The organism is Blastococcus aurantiacus, from assembly GCF_900102425.1.
GTDB lineage: Bacteria > Actinomycetota > Actinomycetes > Mycobacteriales > Geodermatophilaceae > Blastococcus > Blastococcus aurantiacus.
Genome location: NZ_FNBT01000002.1, coordinates 190983 through 209459, shown reverse-complemented (window position 1 = coordinate 209459; position 18477 = coordinate 190983). Strand labels below are relative to the sequence as shown.

Annotated in this window: 20 protein-coding genes; 14 read left to right on the top strand and 6 right to left on the bottom strand. The window is 73.3% G+C overall.

What is annotated here, in order from left to right; all coding sequences use genetic code 11:
• Window positions 1-16: 16 nt before the first annotated feature.
• On the bottom strand, window positions 17-2164 hold the full coding sequence (helR, locus tag BLS70_RS04520) for an RNA polymerase recycling motor ATPase HelR (protein ID WP_255362235.1): 2148 nt from the start codon (window positions 2162-2164) through the stop codon (window positions 17-19).
• 90 nt (window positions 2165-2254) lie between these two features.
• Between helR and BLS70_RS04515 the strand changes: the two genes are divergently transcribed.
• Window positions 2255-2782, top strand: a complete 528-nt coding sequence (locus BLS70_RS04515) for a GNAT family N-acetyltransferase (RefSeq protein ID WP_218122278.1) — start codon at window positions 2255-2257, stop codon at window positions 2780-2782.
• Here BLS70_RS04515 and BLS70_RS21195 read toward each other — a convergent pair.
• A complete protein-coding gene (locus BLS70_RS21195; RefSeq protein ID WP_255362234.1) occupies window positions 2769-2903 on the bottom strand; it encodes a hypothetical protein in 135 nt (44 codons plus the stop codon). The two genes, BLS70_RS04515 and BLS70_RS21195, sit on opposite strands and share 14 nt — an antisense overlap.
• 106 nt (window positions 2904-3009) lie before the next feature.
• A complete protein-coding gene (locus BLS70_RS04510) occupies window positions 3010-4008 on the bottom strand; it encodes an LppP/LprE family lipoprotein (RefSeq protein WP_091764461.1) in 999 nt (332 codons plus the stop codon).
• Window positions 4009-4188: 180 nt separating this feature from the next.
• On the opposite strand from BLS70_RS04510, the gene BLS70_RS04505 reads away from it, so the two are divergent.
• Both BLS70_RS04505 and BLS70_RS20690 read left to right on the top strand, forming a co-directional pair.
• Window positions 4189-4644 carry a hypothetical protein gene (locus BLS70_RS04505; RefSeq protein WP_091764460.1) on the top strand — a complete coding sequence of 152 codons (456 nt, stop codon included), beginning with the start codon at window positions 4189-4191 and terminating at the stop codon, window positions 4642-4644.
• A complete protein-coding gene (locus tag BLS70_RS20690) occupies window positions 4641-5810 on the top strand; it encodes a hypothetical protein (protein WP_176946287.1) in 1170 nt (389 codons plus the stop codon). Before BLS70_RS04505 ends, BLS70_RS20690 begins: the two co-directional genes overlap by 4 nt.
• 62 nt (window positions 5811-5872) lie before the next feature.
• On the opposite strand, the gene BLS70_RS04495 is transcribed toward BLS70_RS20690, so the two are convergent.
• Window positions 5873-6109, bottom strand: coding sequence for a hypothetical protein (locus BLS70_RS04495; RefSeq protein WP_091764458.1), 237 nt, complete (start codon window positions 6107-6109; stop codon window positions 5873-5875).
• A gap of 83 nt (window positions 6110-6192) precedes the next feature.
• Here BLS70_RS04495 and cutA point away from each other — a divergent pair, with 83 nt between their 5' ends.
• The 8 genes from cutA (at window position 6193) to BLS70_RS04455 (ending at window position 13695) form a co-directional block, all read left to right on the top strand.
• Entirely contained in the window at window positions 6193-6519 is a 327-nt protein-coding gene (gene cutA / locus BLS70_RS04490) for a divalent-cation tolerance protein CutA (protein ID WP_091764457.1), read from the top strand.
• A gap of 109 nt (window positions 6520-6628) precedes the next feature.
• The gene (locus tag BLS70_RS04485; protein WP_091764456.1) at window positions 6629-8440 is read left to right on the top strand and encodes a putative bifunctional diguanylate cyclase/phosphodiesterase; all 1812 of its coding nucleotides are present in this window, start codon (window positions 6629-6631) and stop codon (window positions 8438-8440) included.
• A 39-nt stretch (window positions 8441-8479) separates the two neighbouring features.
• The gene (gene prfB, locus BLS70_RS04480; RefSeq protein WP_091764455.1) at window positions 8480-9586 is read left to right on the top strand and encodes a peptide chain release factor 2; all 1107 of its coding nucleotides are present in this window, start codon (window positions 8480-8482) and stop codon (window positions 9584-9586) included.
• 179 nt (window positions 9587-9765) lie between these two features.
• A complete protein-coding gene (gene ftsE / locus BLS70_RS04475; protein WP_218122306.1) occupies window positions 9766-10446 on the top strand; it encodes a cell division ATP-binding protein FtsE in 681 nt (226 codons plus the stop codon).
• Between the two features lie 47 nt (window positions 10447-10493).
• Window positions 10494-11387 carry a permease-like cell division protein FtsX gene (gene ftsX, locus BLS70_RS04470; protein ID WP_091764453.1) on the top strand — a complete coding sequence of 298 codons (894 nt, stop codon included), beginning with the start codon at window positions 10494-10496 and terminating at the stop codon, window positions 11385-11387.
• Window positions 11388-11799: 412 nt separating this feature from the next.
• Entirely contained in the window at window positions 11800-12276 is a 477-nt protein-coding gene (gene smpB, locus BLS70_RS04465; protein ID WP_091764452.1) for an SsrA-binding protein SmpB, read from the top strand.
• Window positions 12277-12509: 233 nt separating this feature from the next.
• Complete coding sequence (locus tag BLS70_RS04460) at window positions 12510-12728, top strand: hypothetical protein (RefSeq protein WP_091764451.1); 219 nt, start codon at window positions 12510-12512, stop codon at window positions 12726-12728.
• Between the two features lie 46 nt (window positions 12729-12774).
• Window positions 12775-13695, top strand: a complete 921-nt coding sequence (locus BLS70_RS04455; protein ID WP_091764835.1) for an NADP-dependent oxidoreductase — start codon at window positions 12775-12777, stop codon at window positions 13693-13695.
• Window positions 13696-13762: 67 nt separating this feature from the next.
• On the opposite strand, the gene BLS70_RS04450 is transcribed toward BLS70_RS04455, so the two are convergent.
• Both BLS70_RS04450 and BLS70_RS04445 read right to left on the bottom strand, forming a co-directional pair.
• Window positions 13763-15271 carry an MFS transporter gene (locus tag BLS70_RS04450; RefSeq protein WP_091764450.1) on the bottom strand — a complete coding sequence of 503 codons (1509 nt, stop codon included), beginning with the start codon at window positions 15269-15271 and terminating at the stop codon, window positions 13763-13765.
• 140 nt (window positions 15272-15411) lie between these two features.
• Window positions 15412-16044, bottom strand: coding sequence for a TetR family transcriptional regulator (locus tag BLS70_RS04445; protein WP_218122277.1), 633 nt, complete (start codon window positions 16042-16044; stop codon window positions 15412-15414).
• Between the two features lie 111 nt (window positions 16045-16155).
• On the opposite strand from BLS70_RS04445, the gene BLS70_RS04440 reads away from it, so the two are divergent.
• Genes BLS70_RS04440 through BLS70_RS04430 form a run of 3 tightly spaced genes read left to right on the top strand, consistent with a single transcriptional unit; the run spans window position 16156 to window position 18471 of the window.
• The gene (locus BLS70_RS04440) at window positions 16156-17052 is read left to right on the top strand and encodes an amidohydrolase family protein (RefSeq protein WP_091764448.1); all 897 of its coding nucleotides are present in this window, start codon (window positions 16156-16158) and stop codon (window positions 17050-17052) included.
• Entirely contained in the window at window positions 17052-17429 is a 378-nt protein-coding gene (locus BLS70_RS04435) for a VOC family protein (RefSeq protein WP_091764447.1), read from the top strand. Before BLS70_RS04440 ends, BLS70_RS04435 begins: the two co-directional genes overlap by 1 nt.
• Window positions 17430-17472: 43 nt before the next feature.
• Entirely contained in the window at window positions 17473-18471 is a 999-nt protein-coding gene (locus BLS70_RS04430) for a GNAT family N-acetyltransferase (RefSeq protein WP_091764446.1), read from the top strand.
• The last annotated feature ends 6 nt before the right edge of the window (window positions 18472-18477 follow it).

The following is an 18477-nucleotide window of genomic DNA, read 5'->3' as shown; positions in this document are numbered from 1 at the left end:
CGGTCCCGCAAGGATGTCAGGTGAGGACGGCGAGGCGCTGCGTCGCCCGGGTCATGGCGACGTAGCGGTCCACCGCACCCTCGACACCCGTCCCGAACGATTCGGGCCGCACCAGCACCACGAGGTCGAACTCCAGCCCCTTCGCGAGCACCGGGGTCAGCGACCGCACCCGGTCGGTGGCGGCGAAGGTCGGGTCGCCGATGACGCAGCCGACGCCTTCCGCGTGCTCGTCCAGCCAGGCGGCCACGACGTCGTCCCGCTCCGCGACCGGACCGTGCAGGACGGGCACGCCGCTGCTGCGGATCGACGTCGGGACGTTCGCGTCCGGCAGCACCGCCCGGATCACCGGCTCCGCCTCGGCCATGACCTCCGCCGGCGTCCGGTAGTTGACGGTCAGCGAGGCCACCCGCACCGCGCCGAGCCCCACCCGCGCCAGCCGCTCCTCCCACGACTCGGGGAATCCGTGCCGCGCCTGCGCCCGGTCGCCGACGATCGTGAAGCTCCCCGACGGGCACCGGAGCAGCAGCATCTGCCACTCCGCGTCGGTCAGCTCCTGCGCCTCGTCCACCACCACGTGCGCGAACGGCCCGGCGAGCGGGTCTCGCTCCGCTGTGGGCAGCGCGGCCTCGTCGACCAGCGCATCTCGCAGGTCGCCGTGCCGCAGCGACGTCATCAGCAGCAGCTCGGAGTCGTCGGCCTGGATGAGCTCGTCGATGACGCCGGCCATGCGCTCGCGCTCGCGGGCGGTGACGGCGTCCTGCAGTCGCTTCCGCCGCGCGGCTCCCGGATCGCCGAGACGGTGCCGGGCCGCGTCGAGCCACGGCAGGTCCGACACCGTCCACGCCGAGGCCTCCGGCCGCTGCAGCGCCCGCACCTCGTCCGCCGTCGACCACGGTGCGCACCGCCGCAGGTAGGCCGGGACCGACCACAGGTCCGCGACGACGTCGGTCGCCTCGAGCAACGGCCACGCACGGTCGAACGTCGCCCGCAGCTCCCGGTGCGACTCGAGGAGCCTGCGCAGCTCGTCGGAGGAGACGTCGTCGTCCTCCGCCCGGTCCACGAGGATCGCGACCAGCTCCTCCCAGACCCGCTCGCGGGCCTCGTTGTGCGGAGTGCCGGGATCCGGAGCCTCGAAAGCCTCGGCCCAGTCGCCGGGGCCGAGCCGCAGGTCCGACCACGGCGTCTCGACGCTGAGGCCGGTGGAGGGTGGCTCCTCGTAGAACCGCACCGCCGCCTCGATCGCCTCGATCACCCGCGGTGTCGCCTTCAGCCGCGCCACCTCGGGGTCCACCTCGGCCGCCGCCGTCGCACCCTCGGGCAGCAGGTCGCGCAGCGTGGCCGTCCGCACGCCCTCCTCGCCCAGGCTGGGCAGCACGTCGGACACGTAGGCCAGGTACGGCTCGTGCGGGCCGACGAACAGGACGCCGCCGCGGTCGTGCCCGACCCGCGGATCGGCGTAGAGCAGGTACGCCGTCCGGTGCAGGGCGACGACGGTCTTCCCCGTTCCCGGGCCGCCGTCCACGACGAGCGCACCGGGGGAACCGGCCCGGATGATCGCGTCCTGGTCGGCCTGGATGGTGCCCAGCACGTCGCGCATCCGCGCCGAGCGGTTGGTGCCGAGGGTGGCGATGAAGGCGGACTGGTCGTCCAGCGCCGCGTGCCCCTCGAGTCCCTCGGCGGTGAACACCTCGTCCCAGTAGTCGGTGATCCGGCCGCGGGTCCAGCGGTACCGGCGGCGGCTGACCAGGCCCATCGGGTGCGCGTGGGTGGCGCCGAAGAACGGCTCGGCGGCGGGGGAGCGCCAGTCGACCAGCAGCCGCACGCCCGTGGTGTCGGTGAGGCCGAGCCGGCCGATGTACACCGGTTCCCCGTCCGTGCCCACGATGCGCCCGAGGCAGAGGTCCAGTCTCAAGCGGCGCAGGGTGCGCAGGCGGGAGGTCAGGCGGTGGATCTCCAGGTCGCGGTCGAGCGCGGCCAGGCCGGTGCCACCGCGAGCGCGGCGCTCGGCGTCGAGGCGCCCGGAGAGCTCGGCGATGGAGGAGGACAGGCTGGCGGAGATCGCCGCGAAGTGCTGCTCGTCGGCGGCGATCAGGGTGGGATCGGCCTTGGCGGACAGGCCGTCGGGGAGGGCGAACGTGCTGGTGGTGAGGGGGTCCACGGACATCGACTCCGATCTGAGATCCGCGACCATAGAGCCGAAAAATCAGCCTCATGAGGCTTGACCGGAACTGCTACAAAGAAGGTGAGGGACGGCGTGCGCGGGCGTCAGGACGACGAGGCCGAGCGGCAGGCCGGAGCGGAATCCCACGAGTGGTCGCTGCGCCGGATGACGCCGGCCGACCTGCCCGAGCTGCTCGACGGTCAGCGTCGCGGCGCCGTGCTCGGCTTGGCGGACGTGTTCGACCAGACCGCGCACCCCTTCCCGCTCGAGGAGATCCGCGACCGGTGGGTGGCCGAGCTCCAGGACCGGTCGATCGCCGCGTACGTGGTCACCCGCGCCGGCGGAGGTGTGCTGGGATTCGCCGCCCGCCGGGGGGACGAGCTGCTGCACTTCGGCACGTCGCCGGAGACCTGGGGGAGCGGCCTGGCCACCTGGCTGCACGACGCGTTGCTGCGCACGTACCCGCCCGAGGTCCGGCGGCTGCGGCTGTGGGTATTCGGGGACAACCGCCGCGCGCGACGGCTCTACGAGAAGCTCGGCTGGACGGCCACCGGCCGGCAGCGGCGCACCTCGTACCCGCCGCACCCGCTGCTCCTGGAGTACGAGGTCACCCGTCGCTGAGCGAGGTCCGCGGGAAGCCGGCGTCCTCGGCCGTGAACTCACCGAGCGTCCCGAAGGCCATGAGGCCGACGGCGGCACCGACGGTGGCCAGCGAGGCGAGCACTTTCCTGACCACGGTCACCGGCGGAATCCTGCCGACCCGGGTCACCCTGCGTCACGACGGCGGGCGAGAGCCGCCCGGACGGGCGAGCAGGTTCACCCGGTCGGGACCGGGACCCCTCCGGTCGTCAGGGGGTGTAGATGCTCGCCAGCTCGGTGATCTCGCCGTCCCCGGTGCGGAAGCGGGTGTAGCCGGCGCCCTCGGGGTCCTCGGAGACCCAGTACGTCCCGGCCAGCGCGGCGACCTGGCCGACGGCGACGTCCTCCATCGTGCCGAGGTCGAGGTAGCTCAGCGACGCCGAGGCCGACACGGGCACGGTCGTCGTCCGGCCGCCGTCGCGGGCGTAGTACTCGTTGCACCAGGCGGTGCCGTGGTTCTCGACGCCGTCCTCGCGGCAGGCCGCCACGGCGTCGGCGCCCTCGAACCAGTCGAGCACGAGGACCGATACCTCGTCGTCCCCGACCGAGAGCAGCACACCCACGTGCTCGCCGTCGGCCAGGCGTCCGCCGCCGGCCGGCTGCGTGCCGGGCACCTCGGACCGGGACCGGACGACGAACGCCGCGCCGTCCCAGGCGTAGGTGACGGTGCCCCAGTGGCCGGGGCAGCAGTGCGGGTCGTCGTCGCCGACGGTCGGACCGCTGAGGGTCACCGTCGTGCCCTCGGTCGCGACCTCCGCCCGCGGGTGCACCAGGTCGTCGCCCAGCACACCCAGCAGCCGAGGTCGTGCGGTGGTGACGTCGAAGACGACCACGTGGTCGGCGTGGGACGAGACCGCCGCCGGGCAGGTGACCTGCACCAGCGCCTCGTCGGTCCCGTCGCCGGTCACGTCGGCGAAGGTGGTGCGCACGGTCCGGGCGTCCCAGGCGTCGGCGGGCAGTCCCTGCGCCACCCACTCGGCGCGCGGAGCGCAGCCCAGCGCGGCGTACGCCGGTGACTTCCAGTCGAGCGGGGTGGTGGCGCTTCCGGCAGCCGGTGCTGCGACGGCGGGCGTCGCCGGCTTCTCCAGCGCGGCCTTGCCCACCGGAGCGGGCGTCGTGCCGGCGTCGCACCCGGCCGTCAGCAGCACGAGGGAGCCGGCGGCGAAGGCGAGGGCCCGCAGGGGGCGGCCGCGCATGGAGTGCGTCACGCCCTCCCATCGGGAGGCCGGGCCTGGTCGTTGACGCGGATCTCACCCCTCCGGATGAGTTCCGTTCCGATCGCGGCCGGTCACGGGGGGTGACCGGACCCCTCGAACGCCTGTCACCCGACCCGGTGGTGCCGGTCCGCGCGTGCCAGGAACGGGTTCGGGGCCACTTACCTTCTGCGCGTGCGAATCGCCGGTGCCGTCCGTCTCGGCGTGCCCACCGTCGTCCTCGCCGCCGTCGCGGCCTGCGCGTCCGCCGACGAGCCACCGTTGGCGGAGGGCACAGAGGCCCGGGCGTCGTCCTACGAGGCGCCCGCCGACGCCCCCACCTTCTGCTCCCGGCTCGCCTCCCTGTCCGAGCTCCGCCGGCTGCCCCTCTCGATCGGCACGCTGGCGGCCGGGAAGGACGTCGAGTCGCGCACCCAGGTCTCCGGTGTGGTGGCCGAGCTGCGCGGCGTCCTCGCCGTCGTCCGGTCCGAGGACGGGCACGACGGTCTGGTGACCGCTCTCGACGGCCTCGTCCGTGCGCTCGGGCAGGTCGGCGACGGACCGCTGCCCGAGCGGGTGCGCGTCGCGGTCACCGCGGGGCTGGAGCAGGTGGACGTCCAGGCGCAGCCGACGTGCGGCTTCCCGTCGTGAGACGTCGCGTCCTGGCGTCCGCGGTGCTGCTGGTGGCGCCCGTGCTGTCCGTGCCGGCCGCGTCCGCGGCGCCCGTTCCCGCCGCGCCGGTGCTCTGCGCCGCCGACGGCACCCGCGGTGCGGTGCCCGCCTCTTTCCCGGTCGAGGCGTGCGTGGACGGGACCGGCATGACGCTGCGCAACGACCGGGACCGCCCGGTCGTCGTCTCGGGCCGGGGGGACCTCCAGGGGCGGGTGCTGCTGCGCTCGCAGAACGACGCCCGCTCCGACGTCGTCCGCCGGACGGCGCCGGCCGCCATGGTGCTGCTGCCCGGAGAGGTGGCGCGCTGGAGCGTCGGACCCGGCCCGGCGCTGCTCACCGTCGCACCGCTGCCCGTCCCGTCGGCCCCGGAGATCGCGGAGGTGCTGACCCGGGCGCTGGCCGGCGAAGGCACGCGGGAGGCGACGCGGGAGCTGCACGACTCCGTCGGCGCTCTCGTGCTCGAGATCGCCGCGGCTGCCGCCGCACGTGCGGACTGCGCCGAGGGTCGGAGCTTCCTGGGCAGCGCGGCGTGCGACGTGACCGCCGCCGCCGAGATCGGCTCGGCCACCGCGGACCACCTGGACCGGAGGACGACGGCAGAAGTCCTCCCGCAGCTGCTCGACCCGGCCGCCTGGGCGGAGTGGCCGCTCGTCGACCCCGACTGGCCGGCGGGCGCCGATGGCACCCTGCGCCAGCACGCCGTCCACGCGTCCCCGCCTGCACCGTCGCGCCCGCATGCGTCCGCAGCGACCGGCGGTGCCCGGCCCACGGCGCCGTCCGCGGCGGCGACGCGCACGCCCGTCGCCCGGCCGGCTCCCGCTGCCGCGCCGACCCGGGCTCCCGCACGCGTCACCCCGGCTCCGGTCCCCGCCCCGGCACCCGCGCCGGCACCCGCGTCGAGGCCCCGGCCGACTCCCGCCCGGCCGCCGGTGGTCGTTCCCCCGCCGCCGGCCCCGCCTGCCCCGCCGACCGCACCGGCCCCGCCGCACGTCGAGCGGCCCTCGGGGCAGGAGATCCACGAGCGCAACATGGCGCGGCTCCGCGAGCTCGCCGCCGCCTGGGAGAAGGCCCAGGAGCAGGCCAGGGAGCGGGAGCGGGACCACGACCGGGGCAGCGGCCGGGGCCGAGGGCGCGGCAACCGCTGAACGCGCCGCGGGGCGGCCGCGGGGCCTCCGCGACCGCCCCGCGGCGTACTGCTGTCAGCGGATCAGCCGCCGCGCCGCACCTCGGCCTCGAGCACGCCGCGGACAGCCGTCTGCAGCGCCTCGTTCGACGTGTCCCCGGACTGCACCGCCGAGCGGGCGGCCTCGGGCAGCAGGCTGTCGGCGACGGTGTCGAGCCAGGTCACGTCGCCGTCGACGCGCCGGCCCACCTGCAGGCCCTCGCCGTCGTGGCGCAGTACGTAGGTCTCGCCGTCGATCTCGATCGTCTTCTCGTCGGTCATGAGGGCCTCCTACCCCCGCCGACCGCGACCTCAATCAGCCGGAGCCGAAGTCGCCCCGCCCGTTCGTGCGCCAGGATCGGGGCGTGGACGAGGAGTGCTGCGAGATCGTGGTCACCGACGCGGATGCCGAGCGGCTGACGGCCCTCACCCGGACGCTGGTCGAGGAACGGCTGGTTGCCTGCGGGCAGCACGTCGCCCCGATCCGCTCGGTGTTCCGGTGGGACGGCGCTGTGCAGGAGGAGATGGAGGCGCGCGTCGCCCTGCACACCCGCCGGTCGCTCGTGGACGCCGTCGTCGCGCGCGTCGTCGAGCTGCACGGCTACGACGTGCCGTGCGTGCTGGCCCTGCCGGTGGTGGCAGGCAACCCCGCGTACCTTCGCTGGATCGCCGCGGAGACCCGGGAGCCGTGACTCACCCCATGGGGGAGTCCCAGGTCGTGCGGGGCTGACGTCGCTCCCTCGGCGTGCCGATGGGGCAGGACGTGGACGCCGACGGCGGCCCAGGACGAATGGTGGGGACGTGCGACCACGACCGAGCCGGGCACTGCCCGCCGACGTGCGCCGCCGCGCCGGTGACCGGCCGGGCGCCCCGCTCCTCGTCGAGGCCGTGCTGGACGCGCTGCCCTCCCCGACGCTGCTGGTCGACCCCCGCGGCACCGTGCTGCTCGCCAACTCGGCGTGGACCGAGGCCGCCGAGATCCTGGACGACGACCGGTTCCGCATCGCGGTGGGCGACGACTACTTCACGCTCGCGATCCAGGTCCGCGACGACGAGCACACCCGCGCCCTCGTGGCCGGCGTCCGCGAGGTCTCGATGGGTCTGCGCGACTCCGCCACCGCCGACTACCCGGTGACCCTTCCGTCGGGCACCCGCTGGTTCCACCTCCAGGCGTCCCGGGTCGACCGCGCCGGCAACATCGTCGTCACCCACACCGACGTCACCTCCCGCGTCCGCGCCCAGCGCGCGTCGGCCTGGCAGGCGCGGCACGACGCCCTCACCGGACTGCCGAACCGGGCCTACCTGCACGAGCTCCTCGACACCGACCTGTCGGCGCCCGGCGCGAGCCCGGCCGTGCTGTTCCTGGACCTCGACGGGTTCAAGGAGGTCAACGACTCCCTGGGCCACGACACCGGCGACGACCTGCTGCGGGAGGTCGCCGCCCGGCTGACCGCCGCGGTGCGCGAGGGCGACACGGTGGGTCGCCTGGGCGGCGACGAGTTCGTCGTCCTGTCCCGCACGTGCTCACCCGACGACGCCGAGGCGCTGGCCGAACGGCTGCGCGCCACCGTCGCGCGTCCCTTCGAACTCGCCGGTCGCGCGGTCCGCGTCGGTGCCAGCATCGGGATCGCCGGCACCTCGGGTCACCGGTACCTGCGCTCGACGGACCTGGTCCGCGACGCCGATCTGGCCATGTACGCGGCCAAGGCCGCGGGCCGCAACCGGGTGCGGGTGTTCAGCCCCGACCTCCGGGTCGCGGCCGAACGCCGGGCCACGCTGGCCGCCGAGCTGCGCGACGCCATCGACCGCGACGAGCTCGTCCTGCACTACCAGCCGGTGATGCACCTGCCGAGCGGTGACTGCAGCGGCATCGAGGCGCTGGTCCGCTGGCAGCACCCGGAGCGCGGGCTGCTGCCACCCTCGGAGTTCATCGCCCTGGCCGAGCAGCACGACCTGGTGGTGCCGCTGACCCGGTGGGTCCTCGCCACCGCGACCCGGCAGCTCGCCGCCTGGGACGCCGACGGGCTGCCGTTGGTCGGTGGCGTCAACATCAGCGCGCACCACTGCACGGCGGGCACCCTGGTGGAGGACGTCCTGGACGCGCTCGCGGCGTCCGGGCTGCCGCCCGAGCGACTGGTCCTCGAACTGACCGAGACCAGCGTGGCCGAGGACCCGGCGCTGGCCGCTGCCCAGTTCGCCCAGCTGAGGATCTCCGGGGTCGAGGTGTCGATCGACGACTTCGGCAGCGGCTTCTCAAGCCTCAGCCAGCTGATCTCGCTGCCCGTCGGCGTGCTGAAGATCGATCGCAGCCTCGTCGTCGGTGCCGAAGGGCGGCGGAGCGAGTCGGCCGCGGCGATCGCGGCCGTCGTCGGCCTCGCCAAGGCCTTCGGCATGCGCACCCTCGCGGAGGGCGTGGAGACCGCCGAACAGCTGGCCACGGCCACCGAGCTGGGCTGCACGTTCGCCCAGGGCTACCACATCGCCCGGCCCATGCCGGCCGACGAGCTGGCCGCCTGGATGGTGGAGCGGGCGGCGGGGCGCCCGCCCCGGCCGCTGCTCACCGAGGCCGCCGTGGCCGCCGGCGTCGTCCGCAGGCCCGCCGAGCTCGTCTGACGGCTCGGCCGGTCGCGGGGCCCACTACTCTGGGTCGACGTGGCCGCTGACTTCTCCGTCGTACTCGACGAACTGAACACGACCCTGGAGTCGATCGAGGCCGTCCTGGACGTGGACGACCTCCGCCAGGAGATCGCCGAGCTCGAGCAGCAGGCCGCCGCGCCGGACCTCTGGAACGACGTCGAGGCCGCTCAGGCGCTCACCTCGCGGCTGTCGTTCCTGCAGGGCACGCTGCGGCGGGTCGAGGAGCTGCGCAGCCGCCTGGACGACGTCGGCCTGATGCACGAGATGGCCGCCGACGAGGGCGACGAGGCCACCCTCGCGGAGACCGAGCGCGAGCTGGAGAGCATCCGGTCGGTCATCGACGAGCTCGAGGTGCGCACGCTGCTCAACGGCGAGTACGACTCCCGCGAGGCCCTGGTCACCATCCGGTCGGAGGCCGGTGGCGTGGACGCCGCCGACTTCGCCGAGATGCTCATGCGCATGTACCTGCGCTGGGCCGAGCGCCACAAGTACCCGACCGAGGTCTACGACGTCAGCTACGCCGAGGAGGCCGGCATCAAGTCGGCCACCTTCGCGGTCAAGGTGCCCTACGCCTACGGCACCCTCTCGGTCGAGCAGGGCACCCACCGGCTGGTCCGCATCTCGCCGTTCGACAACCAGGGCCGGCGGCAGACCTCGTTCGCCGGCGTCGAGGTCCTGCCGGTCGTCGAGCAGACCGACCACGTCGACATCCCCGAGAACGAGATCCGGGTCGACGTCTTCCGCTCCTCGGGCCCCGGCGGGCAGAGCGTCAACACCACCGACTCCGCCGTCCGCATGACCCACATCCCCACCGGCATCGTGGTGTCCTGCCAGAACGAGAAGAGCCAGATCCAGAACCGGGCCGCGGCGCTGCGGGTGCTCCAGGCACGGCTGCTCGTCGTCCGGCAGGCGGAGCAGCGGGCCGAGATGGACGCGCTGAAGGGCGACGGCGGCAGCAGCTGGGGCAACCAGATGCGCTCCTACGTGCTGCACCCGTACCAGATGGTCAAGGACTTGCGCACCGAGCAGGAGAGCGGCAACCCCTCCGACGTGCTGGACGGCGGGATCGACGCGTTCATCGAGGCCGGCATCCGGTGGCGCCGTCAGCAGGAAGCGGCGTAGCCCGGCTGTAGGCGAGGTCACTCCCGCGACCCGCGACGGCCGCATCCCGACTGTGCGTGACGGGTGTCCTGGGCGTTTGCGGCGGGCGGTCACGGACGGCGAGAACGAGTCCCGCGAGTTCCGTGGCGAACGCCGGGTAGGGAGCCCTGTTGCTAGTACCGTGGCGCCTCGTGATCGAAATGCAACACGTCACCAAGCTCTACCCGGCGAGCGGCCGGCCGGCACTGGACGACGTGACCACGGAGATCGACAAGGGCGAGTTCGTCTTCCTCATCGGTTCCTCCGGATCGGGCAAGTCGACCTTCCTCCGGCTGCTGCTGAAGGAGGAGGACCCGACCTCCGGGACCATCGTGGTGAACGGCAAGACGCTGAACACCATGAGCAAGTGGAACGTCCCCAAGCTCCGCCGCACCATCGGCTGCGTCTTCCAGGACTTCCGCCTGCTGCGCAACCGGACCGTGGCCCAGAACGTCGCCTTCGCCCTCGAGGTCATCAACAAGCCGCACCGCACCATCCGCAGGGTGGTGCCCGAGGTGCTGGAGATGGTCGGGCTCGAGGGCAAGGCCAACCGGCTGCCCGGTGAGCTCTCCGGTGGCGAGCAGCAGCGGGTGGCCATCGCCCGCGCCTTCGTGAACCGCCCGCTGGTGCTGCTGGCCGACGAGCCGACCGGAAACCTCGACCCGGAGACCAGCGAGGGCATCATGCTGCTGCTCGAGCGGATCAACCGGACCGGGACGACCGTGATCATGGCGACGCACGACTACCACATCGTGGACTCGATGCGGCGCCGCGTGATCGAGCTCAACGGGGGAGCACTCACCCGCGACCAGTCGCGCGGCGTCTACGGCGTCGGCCGCTGACCCCGCCCCGCTGACCGCGCCTCTCCGAACTCCACGACAGGAAATCCATGCGCGTCAACTTCGTGCTCTCCGAGGTGGCCACCGGGCTGCGTCGCAACCTGACCATGACGGTCGCGATGATCCTGACGACGGCCATCTCGCTCGGGCTCATGGGCGTCGGTCTGCTCATCGGCGGACCCGGCGGGATGATCCCGAAGATGAAGGACATCTTCTACGACAAGGTGCAGGTGTCCATCTTCCTCGCCGACGACGTCACCGAGGAGCAGCGCGCGGCCATCGAGACCCAGCTGTCCTCCTCGTCGGAGGTGAAGAGCTTCGTCTACGAGAACAAGGAAGAGGCCTACGAGCGCTTCCAGGAGCAGTTCAGCCAGCAGCCCGAACTGGTCGAGAACACGCCCGCCGACGCCCTCCCGGAGAGCTTCCGCGTCGAGCTGGTCAACCCTGAGCGCTACCCGGTCATCGCCGAGCAGTTCCCCAACGGGGAGAACGGCGTCGACCGGGTCCGCGACGAGGGCGACTTCCTCGACCGGCTGTTCAGCCTGCTCAACGGTGCCCGCAACGGCACGCTCGCCGTCGCCGTCGTCCAGGCTCTCGCGGCGCTGCTGCTGATCGCGAACACGATCCAGCTGGCGGCGTTCAACCGCCGTAACGAGACCAGCATCATGCGGCTGGTCGGCGCCTCGCGCTGGTACACCCAGCTGCCGTTCATCCTCGAGGCCGCTTTCGCCGGGCTCATCGGTGGCCTGCTGGCCGCGGGCGGGCTGGTCGTGGCCAAGGTGCTGTTCGTCGACCGGACGCTGGCCGGGCCGATCAAGGCGGGCATCATCCCGCAGGTCGAGTGGAGCGCGGTCATCATGAACAGCCTCATCATCTCGGGGGTGGGCGTCGCGCTGGCCGCGTCCGCCGCCTACGTGACCCTGCGGCTGTACGTCCGCCTGTAGCCGCCCTCTGACATCTGCGATCTCGTGGCCGTCCCGCCCTGACGGCCACGAGATCGCGACAGTCACCCGGCCAGAGCGAGGCGGACGGCGGCGACGACCTCGTGCGGTCGCCCCAGCAGTCGGCGGCATCGCGCTCCGGCAGGTAGGTGTCCCTGGACAGCCGGGCGATGTCGCCGTGGCGCAGTTGCCAGTCGGTGATCCCCGCGGCGCGGGTGTCGCGCCGGGTGGCGGGTCGGTGCAGGCGGGACGGGACGGGGCGACTGGACACCCGGACAGCGTTGCGCTGGGCCGGTCGGTGCGCCGTCGTCATCCACAGGCCGGGGCTGCTGCCTCCTGACTTCTGCGGTGTCGTGGCGGTCGGCGCCGGGACGGCCACGAGATCGCAGATGTCGTACGCAGCTAACCTGGTGGGATGCCGCGGGAACAGGGGCGCAAGTTCATCGCCCAGAACAAGAAGGCGCGGCACGACTACTCGATCCTCGACGAGTACGAGGTGGGTCTCGTGCTCACCGGCACCGAGGTGAAGAGCCTGCGTGCCGGACGCGCCTCGCTCGTCGACGGCTTCGCCTCGATCGACGACGGCGAGGTGTGGCTGCAGCACGTGCACATCGCGGAGTACGCGGAGGGGACGTGGACCAACCACGCCCCGCGCCGCAAGCGCAAGGTGCTCATGCACCGCAGCGAGATCGACAAGCTGATCGGCAAGATCAAGGAGGGCGGGCTCACGCTCGTCCCGCTCGACCTGTACTTCAAGGACGGCAAGGTCAAGGCGACCCTCGCGCTCGCCAAGGGCAAGAAGTCCTACGACAAGCGGCACGACATGGCCGAGCGCGACTCCCGCCGCGAGATCCAGAAGGCGTTCGGCCGGTACGTGAAGGGCCGCCGCTGACGCTCCGGTGATTCGCTCGACCCGACCGGGACGATGCGAACCGTGCGGATGACGTTCCAGCGGATGGCCGACCGCCGTCCGGTCGAGACCCTCGTCGAGCGGGACGACGGCGTCGTCTTCACCATGCGCGGGGCCGGTGGTGGGGCCGATCTGCCGCACGACCTCGTCCACGCCGTCCTCGAGTCGCCGCGGAGCGCTCGGACCGGCTCGAGCAGGAGCGCCGCGACGCCGTCATGCAGGCGGAGCACCTCGCCGACGTCGTCGGCCGGCTGGCGCGCGGTGAGCAGGTGCTGCCCGGCGCGGTCGCTGTCTCCGGCGTCCCGGGGGAGCGGATCGAGGCCGCCGTCGCCGCGGTGCAGGACGCGTCGCGGCGGTGGGCCGCGCTCCCGGTGGGGGAGCAGTGGGTCCTCGAGTGGACGACGTCCTCCCCGGGCCGGGCCCGGCGGCGCTGACGGCCACCGCGGGCCCGTCGCGGAGCGCCCGCCTACGGTGAGCGGCATGCGAGGAATGGCCTACGACCGGTTCGGGGACGACGACGTCCTGACGCTGCGCGACGACCTCCCGGAGCCACCCGTCGGACCGGACACCGTGCTCGTGCGGGTGCGGGCCGCGGGCGTCAACCCCGTCGACATGGGGATCCGGGCCGGTGGGCTGGCGAGCTTCTATCCGCACCACTTCCCGATCGTCCCGGGCTGGGACGTCGCCGGCGTCGTCGAGGCGGTCGGACCGGCGGTGGTCGCGTTCGCCCCCGGCGACGAGGTGTTCGGCTACGTCCGCCGCGACGACGTCCAGTGGGGGACGGCGGCCGAACTGGTGCCGGCACCGCAGCGCTGCCTCGCGCACAAGCCGGAGTCGCTCTCCTTCGCCGAGGCCGGGGCGCTGCCACTGGCCGGGCTCACCGCCTACCAGGCGCTCACCGAGGCGCTCGACGTCGGCGAGGGCGACCGCGTGCTGATTCACCGCGCGGCGGGTGGCGTGGGGTTCAACGCGGTGCAGATCGCCGTCGCCCTGGGGGCCCACGTCATCGGGACGGCGAGCCCGCGCAACCACGGCTTCCTCAAGGACGCCGGTGCCGCCGAGGTGCTCGACTACTCGGCCGGCCCGATCAGCGGGCAGCTGTCCGAACCGGTGGACGCCGTCCTGGACCTGGTCGGCGGCGAGACCCTGGCCGACGCCCGGGCGCAGGTGCGCGACGTGTCGCGGATCGCCTCGGTCGTCGACCCGTCGGTCAACGACATGGGTGGCCGCTACGTCTTCGTGCGACCCGAGCAGCACGACCTGGAGGAGCTGGGCCGGATGGCCGACGCCGGCCAGCTGCGGGTGCCGATCGCCAAGGCGTTCCCGCTCGAGGACCTCGTCGCCGCCCACCGGCTGGTGGCCCAGGGGCACGTGCGCGGCAAGGTCGTCGTCACCCTCTGACGGGGCCGGACAGCCCGCTGCCGGGCCCGGGGCGCGAGCCCGGACCCGGCGGCGGGAGCGGGAGCGGTCAGGCCGCCAGCGCCATCTCCGGCGCCGGGAGGTCGTCCTTCCGGGCGGAGATCAGGGCGGCGCCGATGAGCAGGGCGACGCCGAGGAAGACCGCGGCCCACACGAAGGCCACGTGGTAGCCGTGGACCATGGCGGCGTCCGGCCCTCCGGCCGGGTCGGCGGCCATCCGGTCGGCGACGGCGGACGCGAAGAACGTGTTCAGCAGCGCCAGACCGAGCGATCCGCCGATCTGCTGGGCGGTGGTCAGCGTCGCGGAGGCCACCCCGGCGTCGTGCTCGTCGACTCCCAGCAGTGCGGTGCTCGACGCGGAGACGAAGACCATCGCCATGCCGAAGCTGATGGCCAGCTCGGCCGGCAGCACGCTGGTGAGGAAGGAGCTGGTCACGCCGACCTGCGTGAGCCAGAGCATCCCGGCACCGGCCAGCGCCAGCCCGCCGACGATCAGCGGCCGCGGTCCGACCCGGGGGAGGACCTGGGAGACCAGCCCTGCGCCGATGATGATGCCGCCGCTGAAGGGGAGGAACGCGAAGCCCGACTCCAGCGGGGTGTAGCCCAGCGTCTCCTGGAAGTAGAACGTCAGGAACAGGAACATCGAGAACAGGCCCGCGCCCACCAGCAGGAACACGGCGTAGGACCCACCGCGGTTGCGCTCCAGCACGATGCGGAGCGGGAGGAGCGGGTGGGCGGCCCGGCGCTCGTGGAGGACGAAGCCGACCAGCAGCACGGCGGCAGCCCCCAGCAGCGTCAGCGTGAGCGGGTCGGACCAGCCCACGCCCGCCTCGGCGGCCTTGCTGAAGCCGTAGACCAGGCTGGCGAGCCCGGCCGTGGACATCAGGACGCCGGGCACGTCGAAGTGGCGGTCGCCCTCCGCCCGGCTCTCGCGGACCAGCACGACGGCGGCCAGCGCCGTGGCGACGGCGATCGGCACGTTGACGCCGAGGGTCCAGCGCCAGGACGCGAACTCGGTCAGGGTGCCGCCGAGGATGAGCCCGATCGCCGCGCCGCCACCGGAGACGGCGCCGAAGACGCCGAAGGCGCGGGCCCGCTCCCTGGGCTCGGTGAAGGCGAGGGCGAGCAGCGACAGCGCCGCCGGTGCCAGCAGTGCGGCGAACGCGCCCTGGAGCGCGCGGGCGCCGAAGAGCAGTTCCTGGTTGGGTGCGATGCCGCCCAGCCCGGAGGCGGCGGCGAAGCCCATGAGCCCGATGAGGAAGGCGCGCTTGCGGCCGATGATGTCGGAGACCCGGCCGCCGAGCAGCAGCAGCCCGCCGAAGGTGAGGGTGTACGCGGTCACGACCCACTGGATGTTGGCCGCGCTGATGCCCAGGTCGGCGCCGGCATCGGGCAGCGCGATGTTCACGATCGAGACGTCCAGCACGATCATCAGCTGGGCGACCGCGATGACGGCGAGTGCGAGCCATCGCCGGGGATCGGGGTGCGCGGGTTGCGGTCCGGCCGGTTCGCCGGCGGACGGGGAGTGTCGGAGGTCGGGGAGGCTGTCGACGGGCATGGCTGCGCCGTCCTTCCTGCGCGGTGCGCAGTGGAGGGGATGAGGACGCGCGGGTCCGGGCGGCCGGCAGCGGTGCGCGGTCGCGGGGACGGGCGGGGTTCCGGCCGACGGGAGTCAGGGCCGGCCGGGGGAGGAGCGGGTCAGCTCACGGGATGTGCGAGTCCTGCGCCGGCCCAGCGCAGGCAGTCGCGGACGAGCTCCAGGAAGTGCTCGAAGGAGTCGTCGGGATCCCAGGCCTCGATCGCCGTGGTGAACGCGGCGAAGGCGGTGTTGTAGACGAGCGTGGTGCGGAGCGAGTCGCCGTCCGGAGTGCGGCGGCTGATCCATTCCTTGAGGTCGGGCCCGAAGGCGTCGCAGGTGTTCCGCGACGACGTGCACAGTTCCGGTGACTGCTCGAACAACCGCTTCTGCAGGGGCAGCCGTTCGGCGAGCAGTCGTGCCAGACCGAGCGAGACGTCGGTCAGCGCCTCCCACAGCGGCAGGTCCGCCCTCGGGTCCGCCAGGAGGTCCCGCCAGTGCTGGACCTCCAGGGGATCGAGGTCGAAGACGACCGCTTCCTTGCTGGGGAAGTAGCTGAAGAACGTGGTGCGGGAGACGCCGGACGCGGCGGCGATGTCCTCGACGCTGACGGCGTCGAAGCCGCGCTCGCTGATCAGTGCCAGCGCGGTGGAGCGGATGGTGCGCCAGGCCTCGAGCTTCTTGCGCTCTCGGAGCCCCATGACTGCGGACAGGGGGCAGCGCTCGGGGAGCGACGACTTCCCTGCCCTGGTCACGTGATCACCTTAGCCACAAAGGTGGACCCGGTACAAGTTTTTACTGAGACCAGGTTTTCGTGTCACCCGGACGGCTGTCTTCAGCGGTGCCGGTCACCCTAGGGTCGGCGCGTGATCGCAGCTCCCGTCGACGACGCCGACGTCCCGCGGTACTGGCGCGAGCTGGGGCTGCCCGGGCTGGTCGACGTGCACGTCCACTTCCTCCCGGAGCGCGTGCAGGAGAAGGTGTGGGAGTACTTCGGCCGGGCGCGGGACAACTACGGCACCGCCTCCTGGCCGATCACCTACCGGCTGCCGGTGGACGAGCGGCTCGCCGTCCTGGAGCGGCTGGGGGTGCGGGCCTTCTCGACGCTGCCCTACCCGCACAAGCCGGGCATGGCCGCGTGGCTCAACGAGTGGTCCCACGACTTCGCCCAGGGGCGCCCGCGGGTGCTGCAGTCGGCCACCTTCTACCCGGAGCCGGAGGCGGCCGGCTACGTCGCCGACGCACTTGACCGGGGCGCCCGGGTGTTCAAGGTGCACGTGCAGGTGGGCGCCTTCGACCCGCGGGACCGGCTGCTCGACGACGTGTGGGCGCGGCTGGAGGAGACCGGCACGCCGGTGGTGATCCACTGCGGCTCGGGCCCGCTGGCCGGCGAGCACACCGGCCCCGAGCCGATGGCCGGGCTCCTGCAACGCTTCCCGCGGCTGCAACTGGTGATCGCCCACCTCGGCATGCCCGAGTACGGCGAGTTCCTCGACCTGGCCGAGCGGTACGAGCGCGTGCACCTGGACACCACGATGTTCGCCACCGACTTCACCGAGCGCGGGCGGAACGCCTTCGACCGGGCCCAGCTGCCGAGACTGTCGGACCTGCGCGGCAAGGTGCTGCTCGGCAGCGACTTCCCGTCGATCCCCTACGCCTACGCCCACCAGCTCGAGGCCCTGCACCGGCTGGAGCTGGGTGAGGACTGGCTGCGCGCCGTCCTCTGGGAGAACGGCGCCCGACTGTTCGGACTGGAGACCTGATGCCGAGCGTCACCTTCACCGCGAGCGTCCTCGGGACGCCCGACCCACGCGGTCTGGCGCGGTTCTACCAGCGGCTGCTCGACTGGCCGATGCGGGACGACACCGACGAGTGGGCGACGCTGCGGCCGACCGACGGCAGCACCGGGCTGTCCTTCCAGCTGGAGCGCGACCACGTCCCGCCGGTCTGGCCGCCCGAGCCGGGGGCCCAGCAGATGCAGCAGCACCTGGACTTCCTCGTCGACGACCTCGACGCCGCCTGCGCGCTGGCCGAGGAGGCCGGCGCGGAGCCGGTCGGCGGCCACGAGGACGAGGACGAGGTCGTGCGGGTCTTCCGCGACCCCGCCGGGCACCCGTTCTGCCTGTTCGTGCGGCGCTGAATTCCGTCGCCCCCCGGCGCCCGGGTGCCTAGCCTCCGATGACGTGGTCGCTCTCCCCGTCCTCCCCGAGGACCTCTCCGTCGCTCCGCTGACCCCGGCGGACGCGGCCGATGCCGCGGCCCTCCTGGCCGAGGCGGAGAAGGTCGACGACACCGGCGAGCACTGGAGCGCCGAGGACCTGACCGAGTGGTGGGTCAACGACCTCGTCGACCTGGGACGCGACGGCGTGGCCGTACGGGATCCCGCCGGCGCGCTCGTCGCCTGGGCCACCGTCCTGGCTCTCCCCACCTTCCGGGACGCCTTCCGGATCGATCTGGAGGCCCGCGTCCACCCCGCCTGGCGGGGTCGCGGCATCGGTCGCGCCCTCCTCGCCTGGCAGGTCGCCCGGGGCGGCGAGATCCACGCCGACCGCCACCCCGCGTCGCCCGCCGTGCTGGGGGTGTCGGTACCGGCCGCGATGACGTCGCTGGGTGGGGTCGTCCGCCGTGCCGGCTTCCGCCCCGAGCGGTGGTACCGCACGATGGCGCGCCCGCTGTCCGGGGTGCCCGCGGTGCCGGGGGTCGACGGGATGGAGCTGGTGCCGTTCAGCTGGAACCGGGACGAGGAGGTCCGGCAGGCGCACAACGCCTCGTTCACCGAGCACCACGGGTCCGCCGAACGGGACGCGGCGACGTGGCGCACGCTCTTCACCGGCCAGCGCGCGTTCCGGCCGGATCTGTCGGTTCTGGCTCTCGCGGACGGCGCCGTCGTCGGCTACGCGCTCGCCTACGTGTACGAGGCGGACTCGCGCGCGAGGGGACACGACGAGGTCCACCTCGGTCAGATCGGCGTGCTGCCCGCCGCACGCGGCCGGGGCGTGGCCTCGGCCTTGATCACCGCGGTGCTGCGCGCGGCCGCGGCGGCCGGCTGCCGGACGGCGGGGCTGGACGTCGACAGCGGCAACGTGACCGGCGCCCCGGGCGTCTACGAGCGGCTGGGCTTCCGGACCACCCGCACGCAGGTCAGCTGGTCGACGTCCCTCCCGGCGGTCGCAGGTGGCTAGGGTGCG

What these genes read in the sequence shown, in the direction of transcription:
- BLS70_RS04460 (WP_091764451.1), top strand. Translation starts at nt 12,510, where the DNA reads ATGCAGGCGGAGCACCTCGCCGACGTCGTCGGCCGGCTGGCGCGCGGT.
- smpB (WP_091764452.1), top strand. Translation starts at nt 11,800, where the DNA reads ATGCCGCGGGAACAGGGGCGCAAGTTCATCGCCCAGAACAAGAAGGCG.
- BLS70_RS04495 (WP_091764458.1), bottom strand. Translation starts at nt 6,109, where the DNA reads ATGACCGACGAGAAGACGATCGAGATCGACGGCGAGACCTACGTACTG.
- BLS70_RS04450 (WP_091764450.1), bottom strand. Translation starts at nt 15,271, where the DNA reads ATGCCCGTCGACAGCCTCCCCGACCTCCGACACTCCCCGTCCGCCGGC.
- ftsE (WP_218122306.1), top strand. Translation starts at nt 9,766, where the DNA reads ATGCAACACGTCACCAAGCTCTACCCGGCGAGCGGCCGGCCGGCACTG.
- helR (WP_255362235.1), bottom strand. Translation starts at nt 2,164, where the DNA reads ATGTCCGTGGACCCCCTCACCACCAGCACGTTCGCCCTCCCCGACGGC.
- BLS70_RS04455 (WP_091764835.1), top strand. Translation starts at nt 12,775, where the DNA reads ATGCGAGGAATGGCCTACGACCGGTTCGGGGACGACGACGTCCTGACG.
- BLS70_RS04435 (WP_091764447.1), top strand. Translation starts at nt 17,052, where the DNA reads ATGCCGAGCGTCACCTTCACCGCGAGCGTCCTCGGGACGCCCGACCCA.
- ftsX (WP_091764453.1), top strand. Translation starts at nt 10,494, where the DNA reads ATGCGCGTCAACTTCGTGCTCTCCGAGGTGGCCACCGGGCTGCGTCGC.